Source organism: Ruegeria sp. SAZA006 (assembly GCF_059613465.1).
Map to the genome: position 1 here is coordinate 420,347 of NZ_JBXWSO010000014.1, position 18,971 is coordinate 439,317.

The window sequence follows — 18,971 nt, forward strand, 5'->3', positions numbered from 1 at the left end:
GTACCGAACTACAGTTGTTTATCTCAAAGCCAATCCGGGTCCAAGCCATGAGCCGCCACGACAGCAATCTTTGCACTTATCAACTCGCAGACCGGTACGAACAGACCGAAGGTCGCGTGTTCCTAACCGGCACACAGGCGCTGGCGCGGATCCTGATGGAGCAGGCGCGGCGCGACCGCGATGCCGGGCTGAACACGGGCGGGTTCGTCTCGGGCTATCGTGGATCGCCCTTGGGCGGGCTGGACCTGGAACTTTGGCGCGCGCGCGAGCGGCTGAAATCCGACCGCATCACCTTCATGCCCGCCGTGAACGAGGACCTGGGCGCAACCGCCGTTCTGGGCGCGCAGCAGGCGACTCTGGACCCGCAGTGCGAATTCGAAGGCATCTTCTCGATGTGGTACGGCAAGGGGCCGGGCGTCGACCGATCGGGCGATGCGCTGAAGCACGGCAATGCCTATGGCTCGGCCCCCAAGGGCGGCGTGCTGGTCGTGGCCGGTGACGACCACGGCTGCGTCAGCTCCTCCATGCCGCACCAGTCCGACGTGGCCTTCATGGCATGGTTCATGCCTACGCTGAACCCCGCCTCGGTCGAGGAGTATCTGGAATTCGGCGAATACGGCTTTGCGCTGTCGCGGTTTTCCGGCACCTGGGTCGGGTTCAAGGCGATCTCGGAAACCGTCGAAAGCGCCCGCTCGGTCGAGCTGCGCCCCGACCGGCAGTTCATCCTGCCCGAGATCGACCTGCCCCCCGGCGGGTTGCATGTGCGCGCCGCCGACCTTCCCTCGCCAGAGATCGAGACCCGTATCCAGCACAAGCTGCGCGCCGTGCGCGCCTTTGCCGAGGCCAACCCGATCGACCGGCGCGTCTATGACATCGACCACGCCAAGTTCGGCTTTGTCACCACCGGAAAGGCGCATCTGGACCTGATGGAGGCGCTGCGCCTGCTGGGACTGGACGAGGCCGCCTGCCGCCGTCTGGGTATCGACATCTACAAGGTCGGCATGGTCTGGCCACTGGCGCGCCGCAACGCGCTGCGCTTCGTGAAGGGCAAGGCCGAGGTTCTGGTGGTCGAGGAAAAACGCGGCATCATCGAAAGCCAGTTCAAGGAATATTTCTATGACTGGCCCGGCGACAAGCCGCACAAGATGGTGGGCAAATACGACAGCCACGGCGAGCCGCTGATCCCCTGGACGGGTGAACTTAGCCCGCTGATGCTGGTGCCGATCGTGGCCGACCGCCTGCACCGGTTTTTCCCCGAAGAGGACCTGCCCGCCAAAGCCAAGGCGCTGACGGACCAGCCGCCGCAACTGATCAACGTGCCTGGTGCAACCCGCACGCCCTATTTCTGCTCGGGCTGTCCGCACAACACCTCGACCAAGGTGCCTGACGGCTCGATCGCGGCCAGTGGTATCGGGTGCCACGTCATGGCCTCGTGGATGGATCGCCACACCGTCGGCTATGCCCAGATGGGCGGCGAAGGAGTGCCGCATGTGGTGGCGTCCAAGTTCAACGGCGGCAAGCACATCTTCCAGAACCTCGGCGAAGGCACCTGGTATCACTCGGGCTCGCTGGCGATCCGACAGGCGGTCGCGGCCGGGACCAACATCACCTACAAGATCCTCTACAACGACGCCGTGGCCATGACCGGCGGCCAGCCGGTGGACGGCCCGGTCAGCGTCGCCGGCATCGCCCAGACCTGCCGCGCCGAGGGCGTGGAGCGGATCGCCATCGTGTCTGACGACATCTCGAAGTTCCACCACGCGGATTTCCCGTCGGAAACCACGTTCCACAACCGGGCGGAGTTGGACACCCTGCAGCGCGAACTGCGCGAGATCCCGGGCGTGACCGTTCTGATCTACGAACAAACCTGCGCCACCGAAAAGCGCCGCCGCCGCAAGCGCGGCACGATGGAGGACCCCAAGCGGTTCGTCTGGATCAACGATCTGGTCTGCGAGGGCTGTGGCGACTGCTCGGTCGAATCCAACTGCCTGAGCGTCGAGCCGCGCGAAACGCCGCTGGGCCGCAAGCGCAAGATCAATTTGAGCTCGTGCAACAAGGATTTCTCGTGCCTCAACGGATTCTGCCCCAGCTTCGTGACCATCGAAGGCGGCGAACGCCGCAAACGCATGGCAAAGCTGGATCTGGCAACACTCGAGGACGGGCTGCCCGACCCTGCCCTGCCCCGCCTGGACAAACCGTTCGAGTTGCTGGTTACCGGCGTGGGCGGCACAGGCGTGGTGACGGTTGGTGCGCTGATCACGATGGCGGCCCATCTCGAAGGGAAAGGCGCCTCGGTCCTGGATTTCACAGGCTTTGCACAGAAATTCGGAACCGTTCTCAGCTATATCCGTTTGGGAGACACTCCAAACGCGCTGAACCAGGTCCGCATTGATCAGGGCGCGGCCGATGCGGTGATTGGTTGCGACGTCGTCGTCAGTTCGGCCCCCAAAGCCTCGGCGCATTACCGCAAGGGTACGCGCGTGGTCCTGAACCGGGCGGAAATGCCGACCGGCGATATCGTTCTGCACCGCGACGCTCAGTTGCAGGTAAAAGCCCGTGAACAAGCCATTCAGAACGTAGTCGGGGCGGAAAACCTGTTCGGTTTCGACGCCAACGCGGTGGCGGAAACCCTGCTGGGTGATGCTGTGTTCGCAAATGTGATCATGCTGGGTTTTGCGTGGCAGCACGGCCTTGTGCCGGTATCGCATGTCGCGCTGGGTCAGGCGATTCTGCTGAACGGCGTCGCTGTCGAGAAGAACCGTCTGGCTTTTGCAATCGGGCGCAACATGGCAGTTCGTCCGGACGTTCTGGCGCTGCCTTCCGACGACGTTGGTTCAGAAGAAACACTGGATCAGATGATTGCGCGCCGTACCGCCTACCTGACCGAGTATCAAAGCGCGAAATACGCGCAGGCCTATGCCGATCGTATCGCCGCCCTCCGCTCGGCGCTGCGGCAGGCTGACGAGACCCTGCTGCGCAGCGTCGCTCGCAACCTGTTCCGCTTCATGGCCTACAAGGATGAGTTCGAAGTCGCGCGGCTGATGACTTCGGACCATTTCGCGCAGGACCTGGCCAACCAGTTCGAGGGCGATTTTGCGGTCCGCTTCCATATGGCCCCGCCCCTGCTGAGCCGCAAAACGGACGCAAGGGGCCGACCGCTGAAAAAGGCGTTCGGACCTTGGATGCAGCCGGTTCTGCGGGGCCTGTCAAAGATGCGGGCGCTGCGCGGAACAGCTCTCAATCCGTTTGGCTATCACGCCGAAGCGCGCCTGCACCGCGATCTGCTGAATTGGTACCAAGGGCTGTTGGACCGCCTTGTGGCCGAGTACGGGGATCGGGATACCGAAACGTGGCAAAGCATCCTGGCCTGCGCTGACGAGATCCGCGGTTACGGCCCGGTTCGGATACAAGCGGCCGAGACCGCCAGACGAAAGGTCGATGACTTGTTGCGCGTGCCGCGCGCTCAGGCCGCCTGATCCAGCGCCGAGGCCTTGTAGGCCGCAAGCCAAGCCGCATCCAGCCGGTCGACAACGGCCGGATCGAACCGGCCTTCGACCTCCCAATACCGGCCGGATGGCACCACGTAACCTACCTCACACTCGGCCTGCAGCAGAGCATCGACGTGTTCGGTGCTCGGCAGGGCCTCGGGGATCAGTTCGGTATGCGAAACGGATGGATAGACCAGCCGGCTGGGGCCAGAGGACAACCGCACCATATTGCAATCCTGACGCGCCGCCAGCAGCGCCAGCCGTGCCGATTTCGCCTCGAGCGAGCGCAGAGTGACGTCGGCGCGCAAGGGATCGGCCGTTCCCTGGCCGTAGAAATGTGTGTTGCCCGAGCGCGGATAGACCATGTCGCAGCCAAAGAAGGCCATCACCGATGGTTTGAGAGCACCCAGCGCCCAGTACCCGGCGGTAAAGGCCATGGTGCCACCGGCATAGACGAAGCCGCCATACGCGTTCTGGATCGGAACATAATCCTGCGCCGTAACGATGCGTTGCGTCGCTGTCAGACAGTCGGGGCGGTTCTCGGCCGGAAAATCCTCGGGATGGATCAGGAAATCCCAATCTCCGCGGATGCGCCAGGCGTTGTTGATGGCCACGATATGAGTGAACGACCCACGCGCCCATTCCCGTGCCGCCAACGCCGCAGGCGCACTTCCCAAGATCAGAACTCTGGTGTCATTCTCCGCCATCGCGCCCGCCCTTTCTCAGTGTTTCCCGAGAGCTAGCGCATTTGTCCGGCATGGCTAGCCAAGGACCGAAAAACTGCTCTCGGCGTTGATCGGGCGCCTGCGGGAGTAAAAGCCCGCGTCGATGGTGCGTTTGATATGGGGCAGCTCGAATTGCAGGGGTTGGGCGTCGTGATCCGCCCCGCCCTCACAATACTCGACCAGCGCGGCCATCATCTTGCCCGCGATCGGCGCGTTCTTGTACTGGTTCCCGCTGGTGCCGCAGGCCATGTAAAAGCCCGGCAAGCTGGATTTGTCATAGATCGGGATCCAGTCGGTCGAGGCGTCGTACAGATCGACCACTCCCCGCGTTCTGGACGGAATGCCCAAGCTGGGAACGCGCTGCGCATAGCGCATGGCCTGCGTCGTCCACTGGTCGGTGAAATCGTGGTTGTAATGGACATCGGTCTCGCACCACTGATGCGGGTCGCATTCCGGATCCTCGGATCCTATCAGGATGTGGTTGCCATGTTCGGGCCGGCAGTAACAGGCGATATCGCTGTCCGACACGATGGTTCCCTGACGCTCGAAATCAAATCCTTCGGGCGCCGGAACATGCACCACCTCCTGCCGCAGCGGGCGGGTTTCGATGGTCATGTCGTCCAGCACCCCGGCCATGCGGTTGATGATCGACGATCCCGGCCCTGCCACGTTGATCACCACCGGCGCGTGAATCTCTTCGCCCGAGGCCAGCCGGACGCCTTTGAACTTGCCACCTTCCTGCAAGATTTCGACGACCTCGACCCCGGTCCGCACCTGCGCACCGCGCTGCGTCGCCGCCTGCATCAGGTTCTGCGCTGACAGGGCCGGATCGGTGACATAGCCAGCCTTGGGCCAGAACACCGCCCCCTGCATCTTGCTGCCATTGGGCTGACCAAAGGCTGGGTCGTCCATCCGTTTGGCCGGGGCGAAACTGTCCAGAGAATAGATCGGCAGGCGGTCGAGAATCTGTTCGGCCGACCATTCCTCAAACGGGCAATCCAACTCGGCGCTGTATTTCTTGTGTTTTTCCAAGTGGCCGTTGGCCTCGGTCTTCATGACCAGGCACCCGGTCTCGCGGAACTGCGCCAGATCGGCCCCGTCGGGCAGGCCCAGATAGTCGGCCCAGTCGCGCCAGTAATGATAGCCCTCCCACGCAAAGGCTGTGCCGTCGAAGGTGGAATAGTGCATCCGGATGATCGCGCAGGACCCGGCGGTCGAACCGTGCCCCACCTGCGCGTTGCGGTCCAGCGACAGGGTCTTCCAGCCGGCCTTGGCCAACTCGAACGCGATGGCCGCGCCGATCACGCCGGTTCCGATGATGATTGCGTCAGGCTGGCTCATGGCTTGATCCTCCCTCCCAGCAGCGCTTGGCATAGGCGCTGAATTCCTCGATTTCCTCGGGCCGCGGTTCGACCCCGGTAAAGACGTACAAGTAATGCGGCACCAGCAACAGGCGCGTCGCCAACGGCTCGTTCAACTGCGCCAGATCATAGCCGATCTGCATGTAGTACAGCACCCGCGCGCGGGTTTCAGCCTCGACCGCCTCATAACCAAAGCGCGCGAACATGGCGCGCAGCGCTGCCAGGCGGCGCGCGTCGGACTGGTCCAGCATCCGCCGCACCTTGCCCGACCTCCGCGCCCAGTCGCGCACGGCAAAGTCCAGCGCCGTGTCGAACAAGGCGGTGTTGACCACACAGCGATGCACGTTGCAGACGGCGGCGGTGATGGTCTCGGCCGGGGCCTCGGCCTGCGCGATCAGGGCGGCGGTGTTGGTGGCCTGCCAGCGATCCAGCAGCGCATCCAGCAGCTGCTGCCGGGATTTGAAATACCAGTAGAACGAGGACCGCGACACCGCCATGCGGTCGGCCAGGTTCAGCACCTTGACCTGCTCGACCCCGTCCGAGATCAGCACATCCATCGCCACGTTCAACCAGTCGTCGCGCGTGACCTTGACGTTGCCGACAAGCGGCTCGGCCTTGGGGTCGTCACGATGCAGGATGGGTTTGCTGTTCATCTCAACTCTCCGGGGGTGCGCCGCCCTCGGCGGTTCGGCGCGCGATGAAGTCGCGCATGGCGTCCAGCCCCGGCTGGTCCTGCGCGGGTGGTTCGAAATTGTTCAAGATGTCACGCCAAATCGCGGTGGCCCGGTGGCACGCATCGACCGATCCGCGTTCGGTCCAGGTGCCGAAATTGGCATAGTCATGCAGGTGCGGTTCGTAGAATTCGGTGGTGTAGCGCTCCATCGTCTGGCTGGCGGCAAAGAAGTGGGCGCCGGGCTTGACCTCGCGCAAGGCAGTGTCGAACCCGATCTCGGCCTGACCGGCCTGAGCCCCTGCGCACAGCTCGGCCACCATGTTCAGAACCTCGGCGTCGCAGACCAGCTTTTCGAAGGACACGGTCAGACCGCCTTCCAGCCACCCGGCCGAATGGATGATCACCGTGGCCCCCGCCATCAGGCAGCCCCACAGCCCGAACTGATTTTCATTGGCCGCCTGCACGTCATTGGCGTTCGACGCCGACCCGGCCGCCGACCGCCACGGCAGGCCCAGATGCCGCGCCAACTGCCCCGCCGCCAGCGAGGCCTGGAAATGCGAGGGCGTGCCAAAGGCCGGGGCGCCGGATTTCATGTCCACGTTGCTGGTGAACGTGCCATAGCAGACCGGCGCGCCGGGTTTTGCCAGTTGGGTCAGGGTCAGGGCGGCCAGCGCCTCGGCATGGGACAGGGTGATCGCGCCCGCAACCGTGATCGGCGCCATCGCTCCCATCAGCGTGAATGGCGTGATGATCGACATTTGCCCGTGGCGGGCGAAATCGATCAGCCCCTGTGCCATCGGAATGTCCAGTGTGCGCGGGCTGTTGGTGTTGATGATCGTGTAGCAATGCGGCCGTGCGCGGAATTCGTCGTCGGACAGGCCTCGCGCGACGGCCAGCATCTGGAAACAATCCATCACCTGCGGCGTCCCGCGCGAGAAGAAGAACGGGAACTTGTCGGTCAGCTCCATCTGCGCCTGCGTGGTGAAATAGTGACGCAGGTGGGTCGGCACGTCCTGCGGCTCGACTTGCGGCGAGATCATCTGGAACACGTCGAAATGATGGGTGAGTTTCAAGAATTCGAGGTAATCCTGTCCACTGGCCGGGCGGCGGCCGCGTTCCAGATCGGTGGCATTGGGCGCGCCTGCGCCGGGTTGAAACACCAGGCTGCCCAGTTCCAGCGTAAAGTCACGATGCCGCGCCCCGGCCCGGCAGTCGATGGATTTCGGGGCCGAGGATACCGCGGCCTCGACCAGATCGCGGCCGATGAATACCATTTCGCTGTCTTCATCCACCCGCGCGCCTGCAGCGGCAAACAGGCGCCGCGCCTCGGGCAGCAGGACCTTGACGCCCAGTTCCTCAAGCGTGCGCAGAGCGGTTTCGTGCATGTCAGCGATCTGGTCGGCGGGGAAGACCTCCATCACCGGAAACGGGTTGCGCAACTGGCGATAGTTCACATCGCGGCTGGTGGCCACCACTCCCCGGCCCCGCCGACGGCGATCCCTGCCTCGCGCCGCCACGATCAGCCCCGCATCGCCTTGCCCTCGGGGTCATAGGGCGATGGCGCGATTACCCGCACGGGCCGCTCGACCCCCACCACATGCACCGACAGTTCGGTGCCCGGCTGCGCCTTGTCGCGGTCCACCAGCGCCATCGCCAGCGACTTGCCGATATAATGGCCATACCCGCCCGAGGTCACGAAACCCACACGCTGGTCACCTGCCCAGACGGGTTCGTACCCGCTGGCGTCCGCGTCCAGCGCGTCGACCTCGAGCGTCACCTGAACCTGTGCCGGGCCGTTACCCTCACGCTCGGCCAGTGCCGCTTCTTTGCCGATGAAATCCTTGCTCCAGTCGATCCAGCGGTCCATGCCGGTCATGCCGGGGGTGTAGGCCTGGGTGAACTCGGCCGACCAGATGCCAAAGCTTTTCTCAAGCCGCGTGGACAGCATCGCGTTGAAGCCGCATTCGCGGATGCCTTCGCTGGCCCCGGCCTCAAGCAGCGCGCGGCGCAGGGCGATGTGGTCGCCATAGCGGCAGTTGATCTCATAACCTTTCTCGCCGGTGACCGACATGCGGGCCACGCGGGCGCGCACGAGGCCGATGTCATAGTCACCGCAACCCATGAATTTCAGGGTTGAAATGTCCTGCTCGGCCAGCTTCTCGACCACCGCCTGCGATTTCGGGCCGACCACGGCAAAGCCGCAGACCTCCTCGCCCAGGTCGCGTACGGTGCCCCCGTCGATCCTGTGATCGTCGAACCAGCGCATGTGCCAGGCCCGCAGGTAATAGCTGCCCATGATCCACCAGGTGCCGTCTCCCCAGTTCAGAACCGTCAGGTCGCCCTTGAGCCGCCCGTTCTCGCCCAGCATCGGCGCCAGTTTCGCGCGGCCCGGTCCCGGCAATTTCGAGGCCATCACCTTGTTAAGCCAGATTTCCGCATTCGGCCCCGAAACTTCGAACCGCGAGAACCCGGTGATGTCCATCAGGCCCACGCCTTCGCGGATGGTGCGGCATTCCTCGGCCACGATGTCGAAGGCGTTCGAGCGTTTGAGCGTCGGCGTTTCCTCGAACCCCTTGGGCGCGAAATAGAGCGGCACCTCGAGATCCCAACTGACGCCCCATTTGCAACCCGCTTCGGTCATCGCGTCATGGGCCGGCGACATTTTCAACGGGCGTCCGGCGGGCAGTTGCTCGTTCGGATAGGTCATCACGAAGCGGCGGGAATAGAACTGGCCGGTGGTTTCGCGGATGTAGCGCTTGTTCCGGGCAAAGTCGCCATAGCGCGCCACGTCCATCGGCCAGGCGTCGGCCTCGGGCTCGCCATGGATCATCCATTCGGCCAGCGTCTTGCCAACGCCGCCGCCTTGCAGAAACCCGGCCATCACCGCGCAGGCGGTCCAATAGCCGCGCTTGCCCGGGACCGGACCGACCAGAGGGTTGCCGTCCGGCGAGAAGGTGAAGGCGCCGTTCACCCATGTCTTGATGCCCGCGTTCTGGATCGCCGGATAACGTTCGAAGCCCAGCATCAGTTCGTTTTCGATGCGGTCCAGCTGCTCCTGAAACAGCTCCTCGCCATAGTTCCACGGCGCGCCGTCCATGGCCCAGTGCTCGTGATCGACCTCGTAGATGCCGACCAGAACACCTTTCTGGTCCTGCCGCATGTAGGTGAAGCCCTCGAGATCCACGGTCATCGGCATCTCGAAATCGGCCGCGGCGACCTCGGGCACCGTGTCGGTGATCAGGTAATGGTGCTTCAGCGGCGAGACCGGCAGTTCGACCCCCGCCATGCGCCCCACCTGCTTGGCCCAAAGGCCGGCAGCGTTGACCACGTGTTCGCAGGTGATCGTGCCCCTGTCGGTCACCACCTGCCAGCCATCGGCGGTCTGGATCAGTTCCTCGACCTTGGTTTCCTCGTAGTATTCCGCCCCGCGCTTTTTTGCGGCGGTGGCATAGGCCTGCACGGTGCCGGTGGTGTCGATATACCCCTCTCGGTCGGCCCACATCGCGCCCAGAATGCCGTCGGTGGACATGATCGGGCAGCGTCTCTGCGCCTCTTCCGGGCTCAGCAATTCGCAATCGTCGATGCCGATGGACTGGAAGATGCGGTAGTTCGCCTGCAACCACTCCCACCGTTCGGGGGTTCCGGCCAGCGTCAGACCACCGGTCATGTGCAGGCCGATATTCTGGCCCGATTCCTTCTCGATCTCGCTCAGCAGGTCGATCGTGTAGGCCTGCAACGCTGCCATATTCGGATCGGCGTTCAGCGCGTGGATACCCCCCGCCGCATGCCACGAGGACCCCGAGGCCAGCCGCCGCCGTTCCAGCATGACCACATCCGACCAGCCGAACTTGGCCAGATGATACAGAACCGAGGCACCGACGACGCCGCCCCCGATGACCACAACGCGATACTGCGATTTCATCCCGACCTCCCCTGGACGATTCCCAAAGGACGCTAGGGGCACTGTTCACTTCTGTCTAGACATTTCTGTACAGTGCTGTCAGGCGCTGGCGCTGGGCCGCGCCTGCACGCTGTCAAACCAGGCACGGGTTGCCGTGTTGCCCTCGGGGATGCGCATCTTGATGACACGGGCGAAATCCACGAACACGAAGGTCGAAATATCGGCCAGCGAGAACGCCTCGCCCGCGATGAAGGGGCTGTCTTGCAGGCGCTCTTCGAGCAGGTCGAAGAACGCTCCGACGCGCGCGATACCGCGTTCGGCCAGTTCCGGGATCTGAGCGTGGTTCTGCGGACCGGGAATGGCGCGGTCCTTGAAGGCCGGATGCGTGTTGCGCAGCGCGTCGGCGATGGGCGCCCCGCCCTGCTGTTCGACGATCGCGTTCCACATCAGCACCAGCCCTTTCTCGTCCGGTGTCCGCCCCATCAACGGGGGCTCGGGGAAGCGCGCCTCGAGATAGGCGGCGATGCCGAGGTTCTCGGTCAGAACGGTCCCCTCGTCGGTGACCAGAACCGGGATGGTGGCGCGGGGGTTCACCTTGCGAAACGCCTCGCTCATTTGCTCGCCCTTGGCGATCGAGATGTCGCGGGTTTCGATCTGCAGCCCCTTTTCGGCGATAAACATGCGGGCGCGGCGCGGGTTCGGGGCGGTCGAGCAATCGTAAAACAGCATGGGCGGTCCTTTGCGTGAGCGTCACGCGAAGGTTAGACCGCCCGCCGTGCCGGGATCGAGTCCCCGCGCAAAGTGACCCTGCGGAACGCCGGTCAGCGCCGGTAGATGAAGCAGCGACCCGGAACCGCATCTGCGGGAAGGGGCTGCTCCGCCAGCGTTTCGAAATACATCCGGTCGCTTGAGACCATCAGCCCACCCTCGGCCAGAAGCGGTTCGATCAACGGCGACACGAGGCGGGCGAAGGCATCGTTCTTTTCGCGGTTGTGGCCGCCCAGATCGGCATGAATCACGCTGGCGGTCGCGCCAAACCGATCAAGCGCGGCGGGCAGAGTCTCGCGCACGTCGCCCAGGATCAGGCGATCTTCGGGCGGAGTGGAATCGGGGTGCGAGGCCACAGCGCGCTCGAACACATAGACGGGTCGGTTCCGGACCCGGTTCATCATGTGATGATAGGTACGCCCGTTGCCCAGACCCAGTTCGAACACCGGACCGGCCAAGTCTGCCGTGTCGGCGATCGCGAAATCCAGACATGCCCGCTGCGAGACCATGCGATCAATGAACAGATCCAGTCGGCTTTGCGCGTCGGACATTGCGAAATATCTCCCTGATACCTTAACGACCACCAATCATGGTCAATCGCGGCTTTGATGACAAAAACTCAAGACTTTGTGTAGGCACAATGCACTGTTCGTCACGTTTCCGCGACATTTCAGCCCAAGAAGGTATTTGACTAGTCGCCCCCAAGCGCGCGAAACTGCGACAAAAAACCAGGGAGTTCAAAACCAATGTCACGCGGTGGCCACACGGGTGGAAAGCCCGAATGACGGCCTTGTTGTCTGTCCGAGACCTGACCATCGGTTTCGGCGCCGGGGAGCCCGTCGTCAGAGATGTGAATTTCGATGTCGAGGCCGGGCAAACGCTGGCATTGGTCGGGGAATCCGGGTCGGGCAAGACGATCTCTTGCCGGGCGGTGCTGCGCATTCTGCCCAGGACAGCCCAGATCCGCAGTGGCGTAATGCAGCTGAACACTTCCAAGGGCAGCGTCGCGCTGTCCGAAATTTCCGAACGTGAGATGCGTGGCATCCGCGGCAATCGAATTTCGATGATCTTTCAGGAACCTATGCGGTCGCTGTCTCCGTTGCACAAGATCGGCAACCAGGTCAGCGAGGTTCTGTGGCTCCATCGGGGCGCCTCCGAGTCTGAGGCTCGCAAGGAAGTGCTGTCGCAGTTCGAACGCGTGGGCTTTCCCGATCCGGCGCGTGCCTATGACTCGTATCCCTTCGAACTTTCGGGTGGGATGCGTCAACGCGCGATGATCGCAATGGCGATGGTGTCCAAACCGGAATTGCTGATTGCCGACGAACCGACAACTGCACTGGATGTGACGACCCAGGCTCAGGTGCTGGGCCTTATCAAGGATCTACAGAAAGAAACTGGAATGGCGCTGGTTTTGGTGACGCATGACTTGGGCGTGGTCGCCAATATGGCCGAACAGGTCGTCGTCATGCACAAAGGCCGGGTGATGGAGGCGGGTTCAGCCGAGCTGATCCTGAATGCCCCGGCCCATCCCTATACCCGCCAGCTATTTGATGCGGCCCCCGAGATCCCGGACAAGGAAGCCGTGGGAATTCCGATGCCGGACGAGGATCTGATCCTCGACATGAAGGATGTGTGCAAGACCTACACGATGCGGTCGTCGCGCGGTTGGAAAGCGGACAAGCTGATTTATGCCTGCCGGGGCGTCGACCTGAAACTGGCCCGCGGCAAGACGCTGGCCGTAGTCGGTGAAAGCGGATCGGGCAAGACCACCGCGGCCCGGATTGCGCTGGGGGCCGAGCTGCCAGACCCGGGCGGCGAGGTGCTTTTTCGAGCCGCGCCGGGCGAAGACCCGATACGCGTCCACCAGATGACCCGCGAGGAGCGCAAGGCGTTTCAGCGCAAGGCTCAGATGGTGTTTCAAGATCCCTACAGCTCTCTGAGCCCGCGCATGCGCATTCAGGATGCGATGACCGAACCGCTGGAGATCCACAATATCGGCACGACGGCCGAACGCCGCGACAAGGCCGCTGAGATGCTTGAACGTGTGGGATTGAACGCCGGGATGCTCAAACGCTACCCGCACGCTTTTTCCGGCGGTCAACGCCAACGCCTGTCAATCGCCCGTGCGATGATGCTGGATCCGTCCCTGATCGTCTGCGACGAGCCGACATCAGCTTTGGATGTTTCGGTCCAGGAACAGATCCTGACCCTTCTGGAGAGACTGCAGGACAGTCTGAACCTGTCCTATCTTTTCATTTCTCACGATCTGGCCGTGGTCGCCCGTATCGCGGACGAGGTCGCGGTCATGCGCCAGGGGCTGGTCGTCGAACAGGCTCCGCCCGAGACCTTGTTCTACAACCCGCGCCACCCCTACACCAAGGCCCTGATTGCCGCACAACCCGAACCCGATATCAATCGTCCCATCGATCTGAAACTGGTCGCCCTTGGCGCCGGCTCCCCGGACAGTTGGGATGACGCCTTTAGATTCTCTGACACCATGATACCTTCACTCGTGGAAATGGAGCCCGGCCATAAGGTACGTTGCCATGTTTAAGACCACTCGATTCAAGTTTCTGGCCGCCGCGCTGACGCTGGGCGCGGCGCTGCCCGCCTGGGCCGACACCCTTCCCGACCTGCAGGAAAGCACCTTCTGGAAAGCCGAGGTGGACATCGGAAACCTGCCCCCAGTGCAAGATCGCATCCCGCAGGAACCGCTGATCGTCGACCTGTCTTCGAAAGGGCGCGAATTCGGCAAACAGGGCGGAACCTTGCGCACGATGGTCACCCGGTCCAAGGATATCCGGCAGATGGTGGTCTATGGCTACGCCCGACTGGTGGGCTTCGATGCCCAGTACAATCTGGTCCCCGATCTGCTGGCGTCTTACGACAACGACGAAAACCGCAAGTACACACTGCACCTGCGCAAGGGGCACAAATGGTCGGACGGCACACCGTTCACCTCGGAAGACTTCCGATACTGGTGGGAAGACGTGGCCAACAACGAGCTTCTCAGCCCGTCCGGCCCCCCTGATTTCCTGCGGGTTGAGGGCAAGCTCCCCACGGTCACGTTCCCGGACGAAACGACGGTGATCTACGAATGGGACGACCCGAACCCGAACTTTCTGGCCTCACTGGCGCAGGCGCGACCGCCATTCATCTACCGCCCTGCTGCGTTCCTGAAGCGTTATCACGAGAAATATGCCGACAAGGAAAAACTGGACTTCGAGGTCAGTGACGCACGTGTCAAAAGCTGGGCTGCCCTGCACAACAAGTTGGACAACCTCTACAAGTACGACAATCACGAACTGCCCACTCTGCAGCCTTGGCTGAACGCCAGCTCGGGCAAGAAGATCCGGCACAATTTCGTCCGCAACCCATATTACCACCGCATCGACTCGAAGGGTTTGCAACTGCCATACATCGACGTAGTCGAGATGGAGATCGTGGCTCCCGGCCTGGTGGCAGCCAAGGCCAATGCCGGTGAGACCGACCTGCAGGGCCGTGGGCTTGATTTTCGGGATGCGTCGATCCTGAAAAAGGGCGAAGCCAACGGAAATTACAAAACTCTACTCTGGAAAACCGGTGTCGCGTCACAGATCGCGATCTACCCCAACCTGAACTTCGAAGACGAGGTTTGGCGCAATGTTCTGCGCGATGTCCGTGTCCGTCGCGCTCTTTCGCTGGCCATAGACCGGCAGACCATCAACCAAGCGCTGTACTTCAAACTGGCGCATCCGGCCGCCATGTCCGTTCTGCCTGCCTCGCCCTTCTACAGTGAAGAGAACGCGCAGGCCTGGGCGCAATACGACGTCGCACAGGCCAACGCCCTGCTGGACGAGGTCGGGCTGACGCAGCGCGACAAGAACGGCACACGCCTGTTGCCGGACGGCCGCCCCATGGAGCTGGTGATCGAGACGGCCGGGGAACGCCAAGAGGTCGAGAACGCGCTGCAGATCGTGACTGATACCTGGCGGGAAATCGGGGTGAAATTGGTCATGCGACCGCTTGACCGCGACATCCTGCGCAACCGCGTATTCGCCGGCAATACGATGGCTTCGGTCTGGTATGGCTGGGATGATGGCATCCCGCAGCTGCATACGTCACCGGTTTACCTGGCCCCGACCGACCAGGTGTTTCTGGCCTGGCCAAAATGGGGGCAGCACTATCAAACCGGCGGTGAAGCCGGCGAGCCGCCCGACCTGCCCGAAGCCCAGCGCTTGCTGGAGTTGAACCACATCTGGGAACTTGCAAAAACCGAGGATGAACGCCGGGCGGTCTGGGAGGAGATGTTGAAGATACACGCCGACCAGATCTATGGCATCGGAATTCTGAACGGCGCGCCTCAACCGATCGTGGTTTCAAACCGACTGCGCAATGTTCCCGAACAGGCCATGTGGGCGTGGGAACCCGGCGCGCATTTCGGAGTGCACCGCCCAGACGAATTCTTTCTCGCCGACTGACAGGAGCGGATAGATGATCATGCTCCGCTACGCGGTGTATCGCTTTTTCACGATGCTGCTGACCCTGTTGGTGGTATCGATGCTGATCTTCGTGATCATCAACCTGCCGCCGGGAGATTATCTCAGCAACCAGATTGCCGAACTGCAAGCTTCGGGGCAGTCGGCCGGTGTGGCCAAGGCGGAATTCCTGCGAAAGGAATACGCTCTGGACCGCCCGATGTGGGAACAATACCTGATCTGGGTCGGCTTCTTTCCCGGCCCTCATGGGTTTGAGGGGTTGCTGCAGGGCAACTACGGCTGGTCCTTTGAATTCGATCGTCCGGTGGCCGACATCGTCGGGGACACGCTGTGGCTGACCGTGGTCGTGAACCTTGCCGCGATCCTGTTCGTCTATGCCGTGGCCTTGCCTCTGGGCGTAATGGCGGCGGCCAAATCGCGGACCTGGGTGGACTATTCGACCGCCTTCGTGGGGTATCTGGGATTGGCGACGCCCAACTTTCTGCTGGCGCTCATCCTGTTCTACTACGGGCACCGTTACCTCGATTTGCCCATCGGCGGGTTGATGGACCCGGTGTACGAGGGGCAACCCATGAGCTGGGACAAGATGAAGTCCATCTTGGTTCATCTGATCGTGCCCACATTCGTGATCGGCACCTCGGGCGCCTCGGCCATGATGCAGCGCCTGCGCGCCAACATGCTGGACGAATTGGGCAAGCCTTATGTGGAAACCGCTATCGCCAAGGGTATGTCGCCGTCGCGGATGCTGACCAAGTACCCGTTGCGTGTGGCCTTCAACCCCTTTGTGGCCGATATTGGCAACCTGCTGCCCTCGATGGTGTCGGGATCGGTTCTGGTTTCGGTGGTGCTGGGTTTGCAGACCATCGGCCCCACGCTGCTGACGGCGCTTAAGACACAGGACCAGTTCCTGTCAGCCTTCATTCTGATGTTCGTGGCGCTGCTGACGCTGATCGGCACCATGATCTCCGACATTCTGCTGGTCATGCTTGACCCGCGTATCCGGTACGAGGGGCGCGAAGCATGAGCAAACTTCCCGACGGCCGCTTTGTCGACGACGCCCCGTTCGATCCCGAAGCATCTTTGCAGCAATTGGAGCGTAGGGATCTGGACGCCCCGAATTGGGTTCTGGTCTGGCGCAAGTTCAAGACACACCGGCTGGGTCTGATATCGGGCATTTTCCTGCTGCTTTGCTACCTGATGCTCCCGTTTGCAGGGTTCATCGCGCCTTATGGCCCGAACGAACGAAATGGCGAACATCTCTATGCACCGCCCCAATCGGTGAACTGGTTCCACCAGGGCGAGTTCATCGGGCCGTATGTCTACCCGATCGTGGCCGAGGCCGACCTCGAGACGTTTCAATGGAAATTCGTCCCTGACACCGAGGATCCGCGACCCGTACGGTTCTTCTGCGAGGCATCCGAGTACAAGCTGGCCGGACTCATCCGTTCAAACACGCATTTGTTTTGCGCCCCGGAAGGCACGACACTGTTCCTCTGGGGTTCGGACCGGCTGGGCCGCGATATCTTCAGCCGCATCCTATACGGCGCACAGCTTTCGCTGACCGTGGGCCTGATCGGCATTTCGGTCTCATTCTTCCTTGGCATCCTGTTCGGGTCTATGGCCGGCTATTTCGGCGGACGGATCGACTGGGTCATCAACCGCGTGATCGAAATCCTGCGGTCTTTGCCCGAACTCCCCCTGTGGCTGGCACTATCGGCCGCAGTTCCGTCGAACTGGTCGCCGGTTGCGGTGTTCTTCATCATCTCGATCATTCTAGGCATCCTCGACTGGCCCGGGCTGGCCCGATCCGTGCGCGCCAAATTCCTGTCGCTGCGCGAAGAAGAATATGTGCGCGCCGCCGAGATGATGGGCGCGAGTTCCGGCCGGGTAATCCGCAAGCATCTGCTGCCCAACTTCATGTCTCACCTGATTGCCTCGGCCACCCTGTCGATCCCCGCCATGATCCTGGGGGAAACGGCGCTCAGCTTCCTTGGCTTGGGCCTGCGGGCACCGGCGGTCAGCTGGGGCGTGATGCTGAACGACGCGCAAAACCTCGCCTCGATCGAGATCTATCCGTGGACGGCCATCCCGATGCTACCGATCATCGTGGTGGTGCTGGCCTTCAATTTCCTGGGTGACGGGCTGCGCGACAGTCTGGACCCCTATCAACAATGAGCCTGCTGGCTTCGCTTCCACCGACCGAGGCTTATCGGGTCGCCGGCTCCGGTGCGCTTCCCAGCGCATTTGCCGTATCCGAGCTGGCAACAGCCAGCTTTGCAGCCGTGGGCCACGAGCTTGGACGGTTCATGCAGGCCACCAATCTTGTCTCGCTCCCGCCCAAAGCAATGGTCGATCACCGCCTCGCGTCGCTGTGGTTCGGATACTCGTTCAAGCCCGAAGGCTGGGATATGCCAAGCCTCTGGGATCCGATCGCGGGCGACTATCGGGGAGCCGATGGCTGGATCAGGTTGCACACCAACCTCCCCCACCATAGGGAAGCGGCCCTCAAGGTTTTGGCGACCGAGGGGGATCGTGCGGCGGTGACGCAGGCCATCAAGAGCTGGTCGGTCTCCAACCTTGAAACGGATATCGTGGCGCAGGGTGGTGTTGCCGCCGCCATGCGCAGCCGGGCCGAGTGGCTGGACCACCCGCAAGGCCGCGCCGTGACGCGGGATCCGTTGATCGGCTGGCACGGTCCACGCCGGATCACCCTGCGCGACAGGCCACAGGCACGCGCGGATCGGCCTTTGGCCGGGCTTCGGGTTCTCGACATGACACGCGTGCTGGCCGGCCCGGTTTCCACCCGCACGCTGGCCGGGTTCGGAGCTGACGTACTGCGCATCGACCCACCGGGTTGGGATGAGCCGGGCGTGATCCCCGATATCTCGCTCGGCAAGCGCTGCGCGTATCTGGACCTCAAGACACCCGCCGGCCTGGAAAAGCTGCAAGAGCTGCTGGCGCAAGCGGATGTCTTTGTCCACGGCTACCGCCCCGGTGCGCTGGATGCCCTGGGCCTGACCAAAGAGGTGCGCGATACGGTCGCTCCAAACCGGGTCGAAGTTACGCTGGATGCCTATGGTTGGCAGGGGCCCTGGGCCACCCGTCGCGGATTTGACAGCCTCGTCCAGATGAGCGCGGGAATCGCTGACGCCGGCCGCGTTTGGGCCGGAGCCGACAAACCCACCCCGCTGCCTGTTCAGGCACTTGACCATGCCACCGGCTATTTGATGGCCGCCGCTGTCCTCTCGGCCCTGACAGAAGCGGCTTCGGGGCATTCGATCATGGATGGGCGCCTGTCGCTTGCCCGTACTGCCGAGTTACTGGCCAGCCTCGCGAAATCCGGGACAGGCGACCCGATCACCGCTGCCGAACCCGGGGACTATGCATCCCGATCAGAAGAGTCCGGCTGGGGTCCCGGCAAACGGTTGAACCCCGCGCTCAGCGTCGGTGAGGCACGGATGCACTGGCCCGTCCCGGCATCCCGGCTCGGCACGTCCGATCCCACGTGGCAAACCACCTGATCAAAGACCAAACCGCCGCGCGGAACGCGCGGCCCTGCCCAACGCTTTGAACGGCG

General features: G+C 62.8%; 13 protein-coding genes. 6 read left to right on the forward strand and 7 right to left on the reverse strand.

The window, feature by feature from the left end; genetic code table 11:
- Positions 1-47 precede the first annotated feature (47 nt).
- Positions 48-3,476 carry an indolepyruvate ferredoxin oxidoreductase family protein gene (locus AC2FNZ_RS14225; protein WP_496841021.1) on the forward strand — a complete coding sequence of 1,143 codons (3,429 nt, stop codon included), beginning with the start codon at positions 48-50 and terminating at the stop codon, positions 3,474-3,476.
- Here AC2FNZ_RS14225 and AC2FNZ_RS14230 read toward each other — a convergent pair.
- From AC2FNZ_RS14230 to AC2FNZ_RS14260, 7 genes are all read right to left on the reverse strand, one after another.
- Positions 3,464-4,195: a hypothetical protein gene (locus AC2FNZ_RS14230; protein WP_496841022.1), complete on the reverse strand. Its 732-nt coding sequence runs from the start codon at positions 4,193-4,195 to the stop codon at positions 3,464-3,466. The two genes, AC2FNZ_RS14225 and AC2FNZ_RS14230, sit on opposite strands and share 13 nt — an antisense overlap.
- A gap of 54 nt (positions 4,196-4,249) precedes the next feature.
- A complete protein-coding gene (locus AC2FNZ_RS14235) occupies positions 4,250-5,554 on the reverse strand; it encodes an NAD(P)/FAD-dependent oxidoreductase (protein ID WP_496841023.1) in 1,305 nt (434 codons plus the stop codon).
- A complete protein-coding gene (locus AC2FNZ_RS14240) occupies positions 5,541-6,227 on the reverse strand; it encodes a TetR/AcrR family transcriptional regulator (RefSeq protein WP_093964568.1) in 687 nt (228 codons plus the stop codon). The genes AC2FNZ_RS14235 and AC2FNZ_RS14240 overlap by 14 nt, the downstream gene beginning before the upstream one ends.
- A 1-nt stretch (position 6,228) precedes the next feature.
- Positions 6,229-7,764, reverse strand: coding sequence for a trimethylamine methyltransferase family protein (locus tag AC2FNZ_RS14245; protein ID WP_496841024.1), 1,536 nt, complete (start codon positions 7,762-7,764; stop codon positions 6,229-6,231).
- Positions 7,765-7,766: 2 nt separating this feature from the next.
- Positions 7,767-10,169 carry a GcvT family protein gene (locus tag AC2FNZ_RS14250; RefSeq protein WP_496841025.1) on the reverse strand — a complete coding sequence of 801 codons (2,403 nt, stop codon included), beginning with the start codon at positions 10,167-10,169 and terminating at the stop codon, positions 7,767-7,769.
- Between the two features lie 78 nt (positions 10,170-10,247).
- Positions 10,248-10,877 carry a glutathione S-transferase family protein gene (locus tag AC2FNZ_RS14255; protein ID WP_170339831.1) on the reverse strand — a complete coding sequence of 210 codons (630 nt, stop codon included), beginning with the start codon at positions 10,875-10,877 and terminating at the stop codon, positions 10,248-10,250.
- A 92-nt stretch (positions 10,878-10,969) separates the two neighbouring features.
- Positions 10,970-11,467: a class I SAM-dependent methyltransferase gene (locus AC2FNZ_RS14260; protein WP_093964564.1), complete on the reverse strand. Its 498-nt coding sequence runs from the start codon at positions 11,465-11,467 to the stop codon at positions 10,970-10,972.
- Between the two features lie 230 nt (positions 11,468-11,697).
- On the opposite strand from AC2FNZ_RS14260, the gene AC2FNZ_RS14265 reads away from it, so the two are divergent.
- Genes AC2FNZ_RS14265 through AC2FNZ_RS14285 form a run of 5 tightly spaced genes read left to right on the forward strand, consistent with a single transcriptional unit; the run spans position 11,698 to position 18,915 of the window.
- A complete protein-coding gene (locus AC2FNZ_RS14265) occupies positions 11,698-13,470 on the forward strand; it encodes an ABC transporter ATP-binding protein (protein ID WP_496841026.1) in 1,773 nt (590 codons plus the stop codon).
- The gene (locus AC2FNZ_RS14270) at positions 13,463-15,376 is read left to right on the forward strand and encodes an ABC transporter substrate-binding protein (RefSeq protein WP_496841027.1); all 1,914 of its coding nucleotides are present in this window, start codon (positions 13,463-13,465) and stop codon (positions 15,374-15,376) included. The genes AC2FNZ_RS14265 and AC2FNZ_RS14270 overlap by 8 nt, the downstream gene beginning before the upstream one ends.
- A gap of 13 nt (positions 15,377-15,389) precedes the next feature.
- Positions 15,390-16,418: an ABC transporter permease gene (locus AC2FNZ_RS14275; protein WP_093964561.1), complete on the forward strand. Its 1,029-nt coding sequence runs from the start codon at positions 15,390-15,392 to the stop codon at positions 16,416-16,418.
- On the forward strand, positions 16,415-17,569 hold the full coding sequence (locus tag AC2FNZ_RS14280; RefSeq protein ID WP_170405038.1) for an ABC transporter permease: 1,155 nt from the start codon (positions 16,415-16,417) through the stop codon (positions 17,567-17,569). Before AC2FNZ_RS14275 ends, AC2FNZ_RS14280 begins: the two co-directional genes overlap by 4 nt.
- Complete coding sequence (locus tag AC2FNZ_RS14285) at positions 17,566-18,915, forward strand: CoA transferase (RefSeq protein WP_496841028.1); 1,350 nt, start codon at positions 17,566-17,568, stop codon at positions 18,913-18,915. The genes AC2FNZ_RS14280 and AC2FNZ_RS14285 overlap by 4 nt, the downstream gene beginning before the upstream one ends.
- The last annotated feature ends 56 nt before the right edge of the window (positions 18,916-18,971 follow it).

What these genes read in the sequence shown, in the direction of transcription:
- AC2FNZ_RS14285 (WP_496841028.1), top strand. Translation starts at nt 17,566, where the DNA reads ATGAGCCTGCTGGCTTCGCTTCCACCGACCGAGGCTTATCGGGTCGCC.
- AC2FNZ_RS14260 (WP_093964564.1), bottom strand. Translation starts at nt 11,467, where the DNA reads ATGTCCGACGCGCAAAGCCGACTGGATCTGTTCATTGATCGCATGGTC.
- AC2FNZ_RS14275 (WP_093964561.1), top strand. Translation starts at nt 15,390, where the DNA reads ATGATCATGCTCCGCTACGCGGTGTATCGCTTTTTCACGATGCTGCTG.
- AC2FNZ_RS14255 (WP_170339831.1), bottom strand. Translation starts at nt 10,877, where the DNA reads ATGCTGTTTTACGATTGCTCGACCGCCCCGAACCCGCGCCGCGCCCGC.
- AC2FNZ_RS14235 (WP_496841023.1), bottom strand. Translation starts at nt 5,554, where the DNA reads ATGAGCCAGCCTGACGCAATCATCATCGGAACCGGCGTGATCGGCGCG.
- AC2FNZ_RS14270 (WP_496841027.1), top strand. Translation starts at nt 13,463, where the DNA reads ATGTTTAAGACCACTCGATTCAAGTTTCTGGCCGCCGCGCTGACGCTG.
- AC2FNZ_RS14250 (WP_496841025.1), bottom strand. Translation starts at nt 10,169, where the DNA reads ATGAAATCGCAGTATCGCGTTGTGGTCATCGGGGGCGGCGTCGTCGGT.
- AC2FNZ_RS14225 (WP_496841021.1), top strand. Translation starts at nt 48, where the DNA reads ATGAGCCGCCACGACAGCAATCTTTGCACTTATCAACTCGCAGACCGG.
- AC2FNZ_RS14280 (WP_170405038.1), top strand. Translation starts at nt 16,415, where the DNA reads ATGAGCAAACTTCCCGACGGCCGCTTTGTCGACGACGCCCCGTTCGAT.
- AC2FNZ_RS14240 (WP_093964568.1), bottom strand. Translation starts at nt 6,227, where the DNA reads ATGAACAGCAAACCCATCCTGCATCGTGACGACCCCAAGGCCGAGCCG.
- AC2FNZ_RS14230 (WP_496841022.1), bottom strand. Translation starts at nt 4,195, where the DNA reads ATGGCGGAGAATGACACCAGAGTTCTGATCTTGGGAAGTGCGCCTGCG.
- AC2FNZ_RS14265 (WP_496841026.1), top strand. Translation starts at nt 11,698, where the DNA reads ATGACGGCCTTGTTGTCTGTCCGAGACCTGACCATCGGTTTCGGCGCC.